12 protein-coding genes and 1 pseudogene are annotated in these 13,751 nt (G+C 29.7%); 9 read left to right on the forward strand and 4 right to left on the reverse strand.

Annotated elements, in window-relative coordinates; all coding sequences use genetic code 11:
* Positions 1–2 precede the first annotated feature (2 nt).
* Positions 3–743 (forward strand): malonate transporter subunit MadM, encoded by a 741-nt coding sequence (gene madM, locus AC34EU_RS00800; RefSeq protein WP_487533035.1) that lies wholly within the window; start codon positions 3–5, stop codon positions 741–743.
* 51 nt (positions 744–794) lie between these two features.
* Positions 795–1,403 carry a DUF975 family protein gene (locus AC34EU_RS00805; protein ID WP_487533036.1) on the forward strand — a complete coding sequence of 203 codons (609 nt, stop codon included), beginning with the start codon at positions 795–797 and terminating at the stop codon, positions 1,401–1,403.
* Between the two features lie 18 nt (positions 1,404–1,421).
* On the opposite strand, the gene AC34EU_RS00810 is transcribed toward AC34EU_RS00805, so the two are convergent.
* The gene (locus AC34EU_RS00810) at positions 1,422–3,866 is read right to left on the reverse strand and encodes an alpha/beta hydrolase family protein (protein WP_487533037.1); all 2,445 of its coding nucleotides are present in this window, start codon (positions 3,864–3,866) and stop codon (positions 1,422–1,424) included.
* A gap of 103 nt (positions 3,867–3,969) precedes the next feature.
* Here AC34EU_RS00810 and AC34EU_RS00815 point away from each other — a divergent pair, with 103 nt between their 5' ends.
* From AC34EU_RS00815 to AC34EU_RS00835, 5 genes are all read left to right on the forward strand, one after another.
* A complete protein-coding gene (locus tag AC34EU_RS00815; RefSeq protein ID WP_487533038.1) occupies positions 3,970–5,289 on the forward strand; it encodes a CotH kinase family protein in 1,320 nt (439 codons plus the stop codon).
* A gap of 23 nt (positions 5,290–5,312) precedes the next feature.
* Positions 5,313–5,414, forward strand: a complete 102-nt coding sequence (locus AC34EU_RS00820; RefSeq protein ID WP_487533052.1) for a hypothetical protein — start codon at positions 5,313–5,315, stop codon at positions 5,412–5,414.
* A gap of 54 nt (positions 5,415–5,468) precedes the next feature.
* Positions 5,469–6,641 carry a nuclear transport factor 2 family protein gene (locus AC34EU_RS00825; RefSeq protein WP_487533039.1) on the forward strand — a complete coding sequence of 391 codons (1,173 nt, stop codon included), beginning with the start codon at positions 5,469–5,471 and terminating at the stop codon, positions 6,639–6,641.
* Positions 6,642–6,706: 65 nt separating this feature from the next.
* The gene (locus AC34EU_RS00830) at positions 6,707–8,227 is read left to right on the forward strand and encodes a carboxypeptidase-like regulatory domain-containing protein (RefSeq protein WP_489666699.1); all 1,521 of its coding nucleotides are present in this window, start codon (positions 6,707–6,709) and stop codon (positions 8,225–8,227) included.
* A gap of 6 nt (positions 8,228–8,233) precedes the next feature.
* Complete coding sequence (locus AC34EU_RS00835) at positions 8,234–9,148, forward strand: bile acid:sodium symporter family protein (RefSeq protein ID WP_487533041.1); 915 nt, start codon at positions 8,234–8,236, stop codon at positions 9,146–9,148.
* A gap of 15 nt (positions 9,149–9,163) precedes the next feature.
* Here the strand turns inward: AC34EU_RS00835 and AC34EU_RS00840 are convergent, their stop codons facing one another.
* Genes AC34EU_RS00840 through AC34EU_RS00850 form a run of 3 tightly spaced genes read right to left on the reverse strand, consistent with a single transcriptional unit; the run spans position 9,164 to position 12,514 of the window.
* Complete coding sequence (locus tag AC34EU_RS00840) at positions 9,164–10,105, reverse strand: phosphotransferase (protein WP_487533042.1); 942 nt, start codon at positions 10,103–10,105, stop codon at positions 9,164–9,166.
* 2 nt (positions 10,106–10,107) lie between these two features.
* Complete coding sequence (gene thrC / locus AC34EU_RS00845; RefSeq protein ID WP_489695996.1) at positions 10,108–11,568, reverse strand: threonine synthase; 1,461 nt, start codon at positions 11,566–11,568, stop codon at positions 10,108–10,110.
* Between the two features lies 1 nt (position 11,569).
* Positions 11,570–12,514 carry a Rossmann-fold NAD(P)-binding domain-containing protein gene (locus AC34EU_RS00850; protein WP_487533044.1) on the reverse strand — a complete coding sequence of 315 codons (945 nt, stop codon included), beginning with the start codon at positions 12,512–12,514 and terminating at the stop codon, positions 11,570–11,572.
* A 112-nt stretch (positions 12,515–12,626) separates the two neighbouring features.
* Here AC34EU_RS00850 and AC34EU_RS00855 point away from each other — a divergent pair, with 112 nt between their 5' ends.
* Both AC34EU_RS00855 and AC34EU_RS00860 read left to right on the forward strand, forming a co-directional pair.
* On the forward strand, positions 12,627–13,049 hold the full coding sequence (locus AC34EU_RS00855) for a PaaI family thioesterase (protein ID WP_487533045.1): 423 nt from the start codon (positions 12,627–12,629) through the stop codon (positions 13,047–13,049).
* 161 nt (positions 13,050–13,210) lie between these two features.
* Positions 13,211–13,751, forward strand: a pseudogene (locus AC34EU_RS00860) (peptidase M28); the annotation flags it as partial.

Consider the following 13,751-nt stretch of genomic DNA (forward strand, 5'->3'; position numbering starts at 1 on the left):
AAATGATTGAAAACATAGTTAATGCTAATGGACTAATTTTCGCATTTTTTATTGTTGGAGTTATTATGTATTTATCATATTTATTTTCAAAAAAGATCTTAAATAACATGATACCTGGAGCTGCTATAGCAATAATAATTGCTCTTATTTTAGCATTTATGGGGGAAGATAAAGGTGTTTCAAACCTTCCATATATGGGGGGTATGGCGATTCTAGGCGGCTCTATGTTAAGAGATTTTTCAGTTGTTGCCACCGCAATGGGGGTTGATATTAGTAAAATTAAACAAGCTGGTTTTTCAGGTATACTTTCACTTTTTATTGGAGTGTCATTTTCATTTTCTTTAGGTGTGATAGTTGCTTTATTAATGGGCTATTCAGATCCAATAAGTCTAACTACTATTGGTGCAGGTGCGTGTACTTATATTGTTGGTCCAGTAACAGGTTCAGCCTTAGGGGCAAGTTCTGAAATAATTGCACTTAGCGTTGCTACAGGTGTAGTTAAGGTCATTGTAACATCTATATGCACACCTTTAGTTGCAACTAAAATAGGTTTAAATAATCCAAATTCAGCAATGATTTTTGGAGGGCTTATAGGTACAACAAGTGGGGTTGCAGCAGGATTAGCTGCAACTGACGAAAAACTTGTGCCATATGGAGCTCTGACCGCTACATTTTTTACTGGTCTAGGCTGTTTAATGTGTCCTTCAATTTTTTACTTCATAATTAATGCTTTGGTTTCTTAATAAGATTGTTTAAAAATCTTATATTTAACTACTTTTAAAAAACAATTAACTATGACTTCACCAAATTTAATTCACATGCGAACTGCACGTGAAAAACTCAAAAACAACTGGTCTACAGCTTTTTTAGTTGGTTTAACAGTAATGATACCTCAAACTATTTCAGAAATCCTAAAAGCAATTGGCTCTATTGAAGCTGGTGGTATGGAAGATATTTCTCTTGGATTAATTTCAACGCTTGTTGCTGCTCCTCTTGCATTAGGTTTTTCAATTTACACATTGAACCTTTTTAGAAATGGTTCAGCAGATTATAATAATATTTTTGATGGTTTCAAGTCCCTGGGTAAAATCTTGGGAGTCTATTTTCTTATGATTGCATTAATTATTTTAGGAATGATTCTTTTAATTATCCCTGGTATTATTCTAGCTTTCGGTTTTTCGATGGCATACTATGTAATGATTGACAAACCAGAACTTGGAATTGTAGATACTCTTAAAGAGAGTTGGAAAATAATGAAGGGTAACAAAACAAAACTTTTGGGTTTAAGTCTAAGATTTATTCCTTGGGCTATTTTAGGTATTCTATGCCTAGTTGTAGGTGTTATATTCGTATTACCCTGGATGCAAATGTCTTATGCGTCATTTTATGAAGAAATAAAATAAAATTTACTTTATAAACATTTAGCCCTTCGGCTTTAAGGGTTTATTTGTTAAATCTTTAGGTTTATTTTTCACATACTTTTCTAACCATCTGTCTTGTTCCCAGATTAGATGTAGTATCGTTTCTTTTGCCCGGTATCCATGACTCTCTTTTGGGAACATGACTAGGCGAGTAGTTGCGCCAAGACCTTTGAGAGCATTAAAATATCTTATACTCTGCATTGGATAGGTTCCAGAATTGTTATCTGCTTCACCGTGAACTAATAATAAAGGAGTTTTCATTTTATCTGCATGCATAAAGGGAGACATTGTGTAATAGACTTCAGGTGCTTCCCAATAACTTCTTTCTTCACTTTGAAAGCCAAAAGGAGTAAGGGTTCTGTTGTATGCTCCACTTCTTGCTATTCCAGCGGCAAATAAATTTGAGTGACTCAATAGGTTTGCTACCATAAAAGCACCATAGCTATGACCTCCAACAGCAACTCTTTCTCTGTCAATATAACCCAACTTATCAACTGCATCTATTGCTGCCTTTGCGTTTGCAACTAATTGAGGTCTAAATGAATCATTAGGCTCATTATCTCCCTCTCCAACAATAGGAAATGAAGCTCTATCTAAAACCACATAACCTTGTGTAGCCCAGTAAATTGGTGAACCCCATGATGGGTAAGTAAAACGATTTGAATTATTTGTTTTTTGAGAGGCACTAGATTTATCTTTATATTCTCTGGGATATGCCCATAAAATCATTGGTTTTTTTTCATCTTCTAATTCACCGCTATTTGGAATATATAATACTCCATTTAAATCCAGACCATCATCACGTTTGTAACTGATTATTTCTTTTTTAATATTTTGAAGAGATTTAAAAGGATTATTAAAAAATGTTAATTGATCTAGCTTACCGGATTTAAAAGAATTTTTATAATAGTTTGGATACTCATTTGGGGATTCAATTCTAACTATAATCTCATTTTTAATTAAATCATAATCAATAATATTTTCATACTTATCATCATAAGGAGATTGGTAAACTCGTTCTGATTTTCCTGAAGAAAGATTTACTTTATCTAGAAAAGGGAATTGACCATTTTTTGTAAACCCATTGCCAATGGTAAAAGTTGAGTTTTCATCTATTAAAAGTATATTTTTATTAAACTTATTTTTTATTTGGACAAATCTTCCTGGATCACTATAAACATCCTGATAATTTCTATCATTAATTATTGTGGCTTCACTTTTGGGATCTGAGGGATTAAAAACATAGGTTTTAGTGTTTCGAGTATTCCACCAACGGTCTGTGATTATAGCTAAATCATCTTTACCCCAATAGATGCCACTAATTCTATTTTTAACCTTTGTGATATATTTAGAAGGATCGCTAAATGGAGCCTCCCATTGATATAGTGCATCACGAAACTCAGTTTTATTTGACGGATCACCACCGTCTAATGCAATTGTGTATGATAATGTTGAAGGCTTGTCACTTCTCCATCTAAAATTTCTTTTACCGCTGGTGGTTGACATAAAACCTTTTGGAAGTTCCTCTAGGAGGGGCGCATCATTAATTACTTTAATAAGCTTTGCGTTTTTATCATAAACATGAGTCTCAGTCGGAAATCTATTATAGGGAACTATGTATGAAAAAGGAGTTTTTATAAAATCTATTAATAGATATTCTTTGTTTGGAGATAATTGAATACTCTTATACATCCTAGTTGGTAACCATTTCACATATTCTCCTTCAATATTTATTTTTAATAACTCAGTTTGACTTAATTGTTTGAAATTATAAACATCATTAGGATTCTTTAATAAATCTTGATAGGTTCTGTTTTGTGCTTTTGATCCGTTATTTTCAGTAACAGTTGGACCTGTTGGAATAGATGTAGCAGTATTTATAAGGGGCTTCAAATCATCGGGTAGCGACTTTATTATTAGTTCACTGTTATTAATCCAATTAATTACATTCCCCATAGTAGCATTGGATTTAGAATCGAATATTTTTTTTGCAATAAGTGTAGGCAAATTAACAATCCATACCTCAACTCCCTTCTCGGTAGTGTTAGTCATCGCTATTTTTTTTTCATCTGGTGAAAATTGAAAATTTGAGAGATTAACTATGCTTGGTAAACCAATTATTTCATTTGGTGTTTTGTTTTGAGATAGTTTAGTCACCTGAACTTTATTATAATATGTTGTTCTACTACCTATATGACGCTTTGGATCGACTCTTAATCCCCCTAGTCTTAGTTCTTCTCTTGAAAGATCTTTTATGTTTTTGTATGCAGGACGATATAAAAAAACTAAAATACTGTTATCGCTATTTCTAATTACAGATGGAGCAAGATCGATATCTATGAGATCTAATAAATCTTTTTTAGGTGTCTTATAATCAGAATCTACCTGGGGATAAGCTATGATAGTTGATAGAAGTAAAAATAGAATTAAAGCTCGATTAATCATGGTTATTTTTTTTAATTTAGATTAATATCAATTTAATAAAAACTTATTAATTCATTTTAAAAAATATACTTTGTTTTCATTTAAAAATTACTTTCATATTTTGATGTTACTGATTTTCGTTACTTGCAAGAAAGATAGTTTGACTGATTCCGAAGAGCTTTTAGAAGATTTTGAGGAATATATTGAACTCGATAGTCATTCCTCAGATTATATTTATGATCAAAATAACCTTCATAGGTTTGATTTGTATATTAATGAAGAGAATTTACAAATTTTAAATAATGATCCTGCTGCTGAAAATTATGTTCAAGGCTCTTTAGTTTTTGAAGGCAAGACCATTAAAAACGTAGGAATTAGATATAAAGGGTCTGTTGGGGCATGGGTTGGGTGTTTATCAGGTATTAACTGGACAAATCCAAGTGGATACAAAACATGTCCAAAACTTTCGATGAAAATTAAAATTAATTGGAAGGATGATAAAAAGTTTTATGGAATGAAAAAACTTCAATTTCACTCTCAAAATCTTGATCCCTCAAAAATGCACGAGAGGTTAGGTTACTACATGTATAGAAATTTTGGAGTAATTGCCCCTAGGTCAAATCATGCTTTAGTATACATAAATGGTGTTTTTAATGGAGTTTTTGCTAATACAGAAAATATTGATGGCCCATTTACAAATAAACACTTTGAAAATCCAGATGGTAATTTATATAAAGAGGTTTGGCCGGTTGATATATTCGGAGAATCTCAAGAAATAAATTATTTTATTGACGGTTTAAAAACTAATGAAGAAATATCTGATGTTTCTAAGATTAAAAAATTCTCTGATCAACTAGGTAATGTTAATAATCCCATGGCATCGAGTGTAGTCAATAATTGGATTGAAAATGAACTTTTTTTAAAAACTATTCTTGTTGATAGAAGTATAGCTAATGATGACGGATTCTTGCATTTTTATCATGAAGGAGGAAAAAATTATGAAAATCATAATTATTATTGGTATGAAGACCCTTACCTAGACAAACTACAACTTATACCATGGGATTTAGATAATGCATTTGAAAATTTAATTTCAGATGTAAATCCAGTTACTCCAATTAAGGACGAATGGTATGAGACTTCAAATGGATGTGAGGGTTTTGCTTTTGGTATTTTTAATATTTTACAAATTTCTGCAGGATGTGATAAAATAATTGGTTCTTATTCTGAATATATAGACACTTATGATAGTTTAGATTTTGCCTTTAAAAATGAGTTATATAATATGCCTAAAATTAATTCACTTCTTGATGGTTGGTCAAATCAAATTAAAGATGCAGTGCTAGAGGCTAACCAAAAGTATGGAGCTAAGGAACCCAGTCTTCAAGAATGGATTGATAGTATAAACATATTAAAATTTTCAATAGAACAATCATTAAATTAAACTCATGGTTTATAAAAAATAGAATATATAAATATAACACTCAGATAAGCGAATTTAAAAATCATAGAGATCTTATATCTAAAAGAATAAACGAACATTTAAGGAAATTAGTAAATAAAAATTAATTGTAATTGACAATTAAACCAGTATCTTGAGTTAATAATTATTAAAATTAAAAAATGAAAAAAATTTACATACTATTTTTTATAATAGTTTCTAGTTTAGGCTATGGGCAGATGATTCAAAAAACATCTTGCTCAAAAAAAGCTTCTGAAATCTCAAATAAGGCAATTAATCATATGATTAATTTAGAATTTTTAACAGCAAGAGGTATGGCTGAAGCTGCTTTAATGGTTGATGAGAATTGTGGTTGTGCTAAATTAGTTATAGCTCGCGTTAGCTCAGCTAATAAGGACTATGGAACTCGTGCAAATAAGTTAAAAATGATAGATCGTTCTAGTCTTAGTGGAGAAGAGAAAGTCTGGTATGATGCATTAAGTTCATCAGACAAAGAAAAGTATTCAGTAATACAAAAAGAAGGTGAAGTTATGTTTCCTAAAAGTCCATTTATTCATTATTTAGCTACAGGAGGTTTAAACTTTATATCATACAAAGCTTTTGCTGAAAAATTTCCCAAATATGCATCTTCTGCATATAATATGATGTCATATGGATATCTTAGAGGTGATTATGGTTCTGTTGATAAAGAAAAAGCAATGGAATATGTAAAGAAGTCTCAAAGCATGCATGATGGCCCAAACGCTTATGATTCAATGGCAGAACATTATGCTTCTTTGGGTGAGTTTGATAAAGCAGTTGAAAATCAATTAAAAGCATATGATTATGCTACGTTTTCTTCTCCTTATCAAACTAAATTAAGAGAGTATTCGAGAAAGGCAAATAATGAGGAACTTGTTAAGAACATAGAAAAACTTCAATCTGATATGCAAGATGCTATACTTAAAGGAGATAAAGAAGCATTTAAGAAATTTACGCACCCTGATATCACAATAAGTACAGGAGATTCAAACTTGGGAGAGTTTTATGACTTTAGTGAGGAAAATTTAAAATTAGATGAAAACTTTACTTGGGATAGTTTTGAATTAGAAAACATGAAAGTTTATTTTTCTACTGACATGAATACCGCTGTCATCACATTTTATGCTAAGGGTGGGTATACTATGAATAGATCTTCAGAATTATTTGATTTAAATGGTAACCTTAAATCAACCTCAGAATTTATTGAATACAGTACGCGAGCTTCATCTGTATGGGTAAATACAGATCAAGGTTGGAAAACGATGCATAGTAATTTTGCTCCTAATAAAGGAAAGATAGGATTACCTCAGTAACTAAAATAAATTATTTAAATAATAAAAAAGGGAATTTAATAATTCCCTTTTTTTAATTTTGAATTATGAAATTTTTTAAAATTAGTATTTTGTTTTTAATAATTAAATTTGGGTATTCTCAGGAAATATCTGGAATTGTTATTGACAGTCTTAATAATGAGCCAATTCCTTTTGCAGCAATAACATCGAACTTTAACAACAATACTATAACTAATGAAGAAGGAAAGTTTAGAATTTTTAAGGATATTCCTTTTAGTGAAGAAGATTCATTATTTATTTCTTCGATAGGTTTTAGTTCACTCTCAGTATCATTGAATAATAATAAATCTATAAGAATATCATTATCTGCAAAAGCAATACAATTAAAATCTGTAGAAGTTAGAAACAGGGAAAAACTTGCTGCTAGTCAAATAATAGAGAAGGTTAAAAACAGTCTAGTTAATGTATATGGTTTTGATTACGCATCAAAAAAAATATTTTGGAGAGAGACGATTATGGGAGAGACAAAAAAAATAGATTTTAAAATAAAAAACTCCTCCATAAAAGAGTTTGATCAAAAATTTATGGACAGTATAAGCTCAACTATTCCGAAAAAAACTAATTTTTACCAAGAAGTTCTTTCAGATTTTCATGGAAATAAAGAACCTGAAAATCAAAAAATAAGTATTGTAAGATCAGCAAGATTATTAAATAAAGAAAATCAAATTAGTATAGAACTACTACAAAAAAAAATTCAGCCAATAGTTGAGCTTCGGATTAAACCAGATTCATATTTTAAATTTAAATCTGGAATATTACCTGTCGATATTACCTTGGATGGAGTTGATCTAAGGGCAATTGATTCAACAGATAATTCTCAATTAGAAAAAATTAAAAAAAACGAATTAGATGATAAAAAAAGATGGAATTCCAGCAATAGGAGGTTTATTAAAAGAACATCTGACTATTATTTAAAATTTGATTATAAGAAAGTAAGACTAGATCTTGAAGTTTTTAAAAAATCTCGTTTGTATAATTTTAAATTAGTGGAACTTTCTTATATCGGTTATGATCCAATTTATATAATTGATTACACACCTAAATCTTCTAAAGCCCTCTATAAAGGAAGGCTTTATATTCATGCTGACGATTTTGCAGTAGTTAGAATCGATTATAATAGTGTTGATGTTTTGGATGATTTTGATTTATTTGGTATTTCATATAGCCTTGATTATCGATTTGGAAAACAAATATTTAAAAAAAATAATAATGGAAAATATGATTTATATTTCAGTGAAAACAACATTCAAAGATCATTTGGCTTAGAGAGACCTCTTAAGATAATTGAAAAAAATAAAAATGTTAAGGGAAGAAGGAAACAAAATCAATTAAAAATGGATATAATTTTTAAGGCTAGGAGCAAATTAAAAACTGAGTTTATAGTTCTTAATAATGTTTCTATTAATAAAAGTGATTATCAATCTTATAAAGAAATTGAATCAGATTTACCTTTTGAATTAACAGAATATGATCCAGAATTTTGGAATGGATATAATATAATCGAACCTAGTGAAGTGCTAAAAGGGTTTAAAATTGAAAAAAATTAAATAATATTGAATAACCTAGAACAAATAACCAAATATTTTCCTTTTTGGGTAATTATTTGTTCTATTTTTTCTCTTTATAATCCCGATTTGTTTATTTGGTTTTCTGGTGATTTAATTACATATGGATTAGCTGGAATTATGCTTGGAATGGGTCTCACTTTAAAGGTTGGTGATTTCAAAGAAGTATTAAGATCTCCTTTATGGCTTTTAATTGGACTTGTTTTACAATTTACGATAATGCCTTTTTTTGGATGGTTACTAGGAGTTTTGTTTAATTTACCTCCGTATTTTGCAGTAGGCTTAATATTAGTTTCATGTTGCCCAGGAGGAACAGCATCAAATGTTATAGTTTATCTAGCTAAAGCTAATGTTGCTTTATCTGTTGCTATGACCACTTGCTCAACTATTTTTGCTATTTTTTTAACGCCAATATTAACAGCTTTTTTATCAGGCAGCTATCTAGATGTTGATGCATGGGGACTTTTTTTTAGCACTCTAAGGGTTGTGTTATTACCAGTTGGAATAGGTCTTTCATTAAACTTACTATCGCCTAAACTAACAAACATAATTAAGCCTTTTTCACCTCCAATAGCCGTGATATTGATAACCTTAATAGTCGCAAGCATTATTGGTCAGGGTAAAGACATAATTTTAAGCTCTGGTCTTGGTTTAATTTTTTCAATTATGATTTTACATCTATTAGGTTTTATAATTGGATTTCTATTTAGCTATATATTAACTAAAAATAAAATTATTAGTAAAACAATCTCTATTGAGGTTGGGATGCAAAACTCTGGCCTTGGAGTTGTATTAGCAAGGGAGAACTTTATAAACCCTGCAACTGCAATTCCTTCTGCAATATCAAGTTTGGTTCATTCTATATATGGTAGTATTTTTGTTAGCATTTTTAAAAATAAATAGAATCAAAATATTTTTTTAAAATTTATTAAAAGCATCTTCAGGTAGCATTTCAACAAAATCAGTCAAGTTTTTTAATTCTAGATAATGATTAGATAAAAGTGAGTTAGGTTTTGTGAAATTAAAGTTTAAATATCTCCAAAAGGTCATAGAAGCTCCTGCATATATAGTGAAAGCCTTTAATGATTTTAATTCATTTTCTGAAAGATTAATTATATTCTTGTAGCCATTTAATAAGTTTTTAACTTTATCTAAATCTATATTATTTAGATTATCATCTCTACAAACTCCAATTATAGCCATCCCAACATCATAAATTCTATAATAGAAAGCAGATTCTTCAAAATCCATTATTGTAACAGATAGGTTGTCATTACTCACTATAATATTATCATAAAACACGTCGCTATGAATAAATGATTTTGTTAGATTAATTTTAAAGAAAGGCTTTAAGTATTCAAGCTTATTATTTAACCATATTTGAAACTCTAAATTATTCTCATACTTTTTGAGATTTTCAAACTTTTCCTTTCCATAATTAACTTGATTTGGAAGGTAAGAGGGGGGAAGGATTATGTGAAGTTTGGCAATTTGTTCTCCAATTAATTTTAAAACATTTTCAGAGAAGTTTTTTTCTATTTTCCCCTCTATATATTTCTTAATCATTATTGGCTTTTTATTCCAAAGTAAAACAGGGTTACCTTTTTTAGTATTAATTATTTTTGATGTATAAAAATTATTTTGATTTAAATATTCCAATAAAAGAGCTAATTCTCTTGCTTTTTCAAATGATTTTTGCTCACAAATAGATAATACATAACTTACTCCATTAGATTTTATTTTGTAATTGGTATTTTCTAAACCACCCTCTAGGGAGCTAAAGGAGTCAATTTTGTTTAAATTAAATTTACTTGAAATTGATCTAATGTCACTTTGACTCAAAGAAGTATAATTTGCCATAATTATTTAACTATGATTTTTTTTGATCTTTCCCAGTTTGTTTCAATTGCATTTAAAAGAGATTTCTCAAGATTTGAATAATCACAATGGTATCCCTTTTGACACTTTTTTTTCGCACCTTCAATTGATTTATGTTTTCCGGCTTCAGGTAACTTTGTTTTATTCAATGATTTTAAAATTACCTTAGGAAATTTTGCTGGATGAGCGGTCGCGAGGCATATTGTCTTATTATGACTAAGCTTTTCGTCCATTGAGTTAAGTGCAGATATAGCTACAGAGCCGTGGGGGTCTAAAAGGTAATTTTCGTTTTCGTATATACTTTTAATTGTTCCAATAGTTGATTTATCTGAAACACTAAAAGATAAAAACCCATCTCTGTATGATTTAAATGTCTTATCGTCAAAATGAAACTCTCCTTTAGTTTCAAATTCATTAGACCATTTTTTAATATTTTTTGAATTTTGACCATTGCAGAAATACAAATACCTCCAAAAGTTGTAGGGGGTTATTATGTCAATTGCTGAAGAAATAGTTTCATGAATTTTATCTTTTGAAATAACTCCATTTCTAAAAATTCTATTTAAGGATTCGTTTTTATTATTGGCTATTATAAAGTTTTTGATTGGAAGCCCCATTTTTCGTGCAAATCCACCTGCACATAAGTTTCCAAAACCTCCTGATGGTACAGATATATTAATATCTTCTCCAATATAATCAGCCACTTTCAAATAACCATAAAAGTAGTGTGTCATTTGAGCAATAATTCTTCCCCAATTAATAGAATTTATACTTGATAGTTTAACCTTTTTTTTAAATTTTTTATTTGAGTATAGTTTTGAAATTACGGTATCCAGATTATCTCCCCCTTCAGGACAATTATAAACACCAACTGGATGAATATTATTATTGTGTAATGTAGTCATTTGTCTTTCTTGTTCTTCTGTAATCAAACCTTTAGGGTACAATATCCATGCGTCAAGTGAAGATTTACCAGCAATATAATTGGCTGCAGCTGGACCAGTATCACCAGTTGTAGCTACTATTATAGACAAGGATTCTTTTTTTCTCTTCAATAGAAAATCAAGAAGGTTTACTAGAAATGATTGTCCTATATCCTTAAAAGATAGAGTAGGGCCATGAAATAACTCCATGATGTAAGTTTGTTCTCTAGATTTGAGTTTATAGAGGGTAACTGCGTTCTTAACCTCAAAAGCATCATAAGATTTGTCAATTATAATTTTTAATTCATCAGATGATATGATTTCTCTATCAATAAATAATGAAACTATTTCAAAGCAAAGATCTTTAAAGCCCAAACCTTTCCATTTTTTTAATTCATTTTTAGATATTTTAGGTAGTTTCTCAGGAACATATAAACCTCCGTCAGAAGCAAAACCATTTAGTATGGCAGTCTCAAAATTAACAGGTTTACCTCCTCCTTTATTACTAATATATTTTAACATATTACCTTAAAAACTTTAGATAAACTTTTGATGCTATCGCTATATCTTGAACTGCAACCCCTGTAAGATCAACGACAATAGTTTGATTATTACTTCTATTAAGATTAGAATTTTGAATTGCAGTTCCAAGTTCCACAATTTTTTTTTCATTAATCATGCCCTCACTTAATGCTTTAAAAATTTCACCTCTACTTTTACTTTGGGAAATGCTATCTCCAATAACTAAATCTGCATTTCTAAGAATTTCGCTATCTAATTCTTGTTTGTTTTCTGTGTCAGAGCCTATTGCTACTATTAGTGTGCCTGACTTAATGTCATCTGATTTTAGTAATGGACTTTCTGAAGCAGTAGTAGTGATGATGACATTTGATTTTTTTGCTAAATCACTTGGGCTTGAGCTTATTTCAACATCAAAATGATTTTTGATTTCTAAATAAAATTCTTTTATTCTGTTTTTATTTCTACCCCATATAAAAACTTTTTTACATGGATTATTTTTTTGGATATATTCTAATTGAAGTCTGGCTTGAATCCCAGAACCTATTATGCCAATTGATTGAATTTTACTTGGAGAGAAATGTTTTACAGCTAGAGCACCTGCAGCAGCTGTTCTAATATTAGTCAAGTATCCTTCGTCAAGTAAAATAGATTCAAGTTTACCTGTTTTTTGACTAAACAAAAGCATCATTCCTTGCCCAGATGGAAGATCTAATTTATAATTTTCATAAAACCCTGAAGCTATCTTAATTACATAAAAATCCTCTCTTTTTATATATCCATATTTAATATGAACATCACCTGGAGGGTTATTAAAAATAAGCTCACCTACTGGAGGAATAACAGCATTTCCATTACTATATTGAATAAAAGCTTGTTGCATTAAATTAATCACATCAATATTTTTTAGTATTGGTTTGATTTCTTTAAGTGTTATTACCTTTGGCATTATTATGGCATTAAGTATTTAAAATTAGATATTTTATTTTTCAATAGTTATTTTAATAATTAAAAATTATTAAATTCCTTTTTTTTATTTTAGTAATTCAAAATATATAGCAATGGATAACGAATTTGATAAGTATTTAAAGTTCCACAAAACTTATGGTGGAACTGGAAAAATGTTCAATTTTAATTTTATTGATTATAAAAAGGGTTTTTTGAAGTTAGAAGGGGAGTTTTCATCAAAAACATTAAATCCTAATCAAAGTGTACAGGGTGGGCAGATGACATCAATGCTTGATGATATTACAAGTTTACTACTAATTTATGAATCTAAGGGATCTATTTATCCAAGCTCAACAAATCTCCATAGTGTGCATCACAGACCTCTTTTTAAAGGAAAAGCTATTGCTACAGCCGAGATGGTTATGTTTGGAAAAAACATAGCTACAATTAAAGGGGAGTTATATAATTTAGAAGGAAAACTAGCAACCACATTAATTCATTCAGTTTTTTTAATTAAAAAAGTATTTAAGCTTTAATTAATTCAAATGAATACCTCTGCGTTCTAATGAATATATTAGTTTACCAACGGGTCAATGCTTTTATAAGATAAGGGTTAACGGTAATCGTACTTTTAGTAGTGCTTTTATGGTGAAATAATTTAAAATCAATTAAATTTATTAATAAAATAGAATATATAATGAATAGACAAAATTTATTAATTGTGCTTTTAATGCTTTTATCTAACTTTAATTTAAAGGCTCAAGAAGATTCAGTCATAAGCCAAATGATCAAAGAAGCAGAGACAAACTCTCAATTGGAAATCTTAGGTCAAGAGCTTTTGGACGGAATTGGACCAAGATTAGTTGGAACACCACAAATGAAAAGTGCGCATGATTGGGCAGTAAATAAATATACTCAGTGGGGAATTAAAGCTAAAAATGAAAAATTTGGAACCTGGAGAGGTTGGGAAAGGGGAATTTCTCATATAGATATGCTTCATCCTCGAGTTCAAAGCCTACAGGGAACTCAATTGGCTTGGAGCCCTTCTACATCAAGAAAAGGTGTTAACTCAGAAGTTTTAATTCTTCCCACGGTCAGCGACTCACTTGAATTTGCTCAGTGGCTTCTATCGGTAAAAGGTAAAATAGTTATGATATCTAAATTAGAACCTACTGGAAGGCCTGACTATAACTGGAAAGAGTTTGCTACTGAAGCATCTTTTGAAAAAATGAAATCAG

Source organism: Candidatus Marivariicella framensis (assembly GCF_982709265.1).

Bases quoted from the DNA above. Each gene is read 5' to 3' on its own strand.
- AC34EU_RS00830 (WP_489666699.1), top strand. From the start codon at position 6,707: ATGAAATTTTTTAAAATTAGTATTTTGTTTTTAATAATTAAATTTGGG.
- AC34EU_RS00825 (WP_487533039.1), top strand. From the start codon at position 5,469: ATGAAAAAAATTTACATACTATTTTTTATAATAGTTTCTAGTTTAGGC.
- AC34EU_RS00850 (WP_487533044.1), bottom strand. From the start codon at position 12,514: ATGCCAAAGGTAATAACACTTAAAGAAATCAAACCAATACTAAAAAAT.
- AC34EU_RS00855 (WP_487533045.1), top strand. From the start codon at position 12,627: ATGGATAACGAATTTGATAAGTATTTAAAGTTCCACAAAACTTATGGT.
- AC34EU_RS00810 (WP_487533037.1), bottom strand. From the start codon at position 3,866: ATGATTAATCGAGCTTTAATTCTATTTTTACTTCTATCAACTATCATA.
- AC34EU_RS00840 (WP_487533042.1), bottom strand. From the start codon at position 10,105: ATGGCAAATTATACTTCTTTGAGTCAAAGTGACATTAGATCAATTTCA.
- AC34EU_RS00805 (WP_487533036.1), top strand. From the start codon at position 795: ATGACTTCACCAAATTTAATTCACATGCGAACTGCACGTGAAAAACTC.
- AC34EU_RS00815 (WP_487533038.1), top strand. From the start codon at position 3,970: ATGTTACTGATTTTCGTTACTTGCAAGAAAGATAGTTTGACTGATTCC.
- madM (WP_487533035.1), top strand. From the start codon at position 3: ATGATTGAAAACATAGTTAATGCTAATGGACTAATTTTCGCATTTTTT.
- thrC (WP_489695996.1), bottom strand. From the start codon at position 11,568: ATGTTAAAATATATTAGTAATAAAGGAGGAGGTAAACCTGTTAATTTT.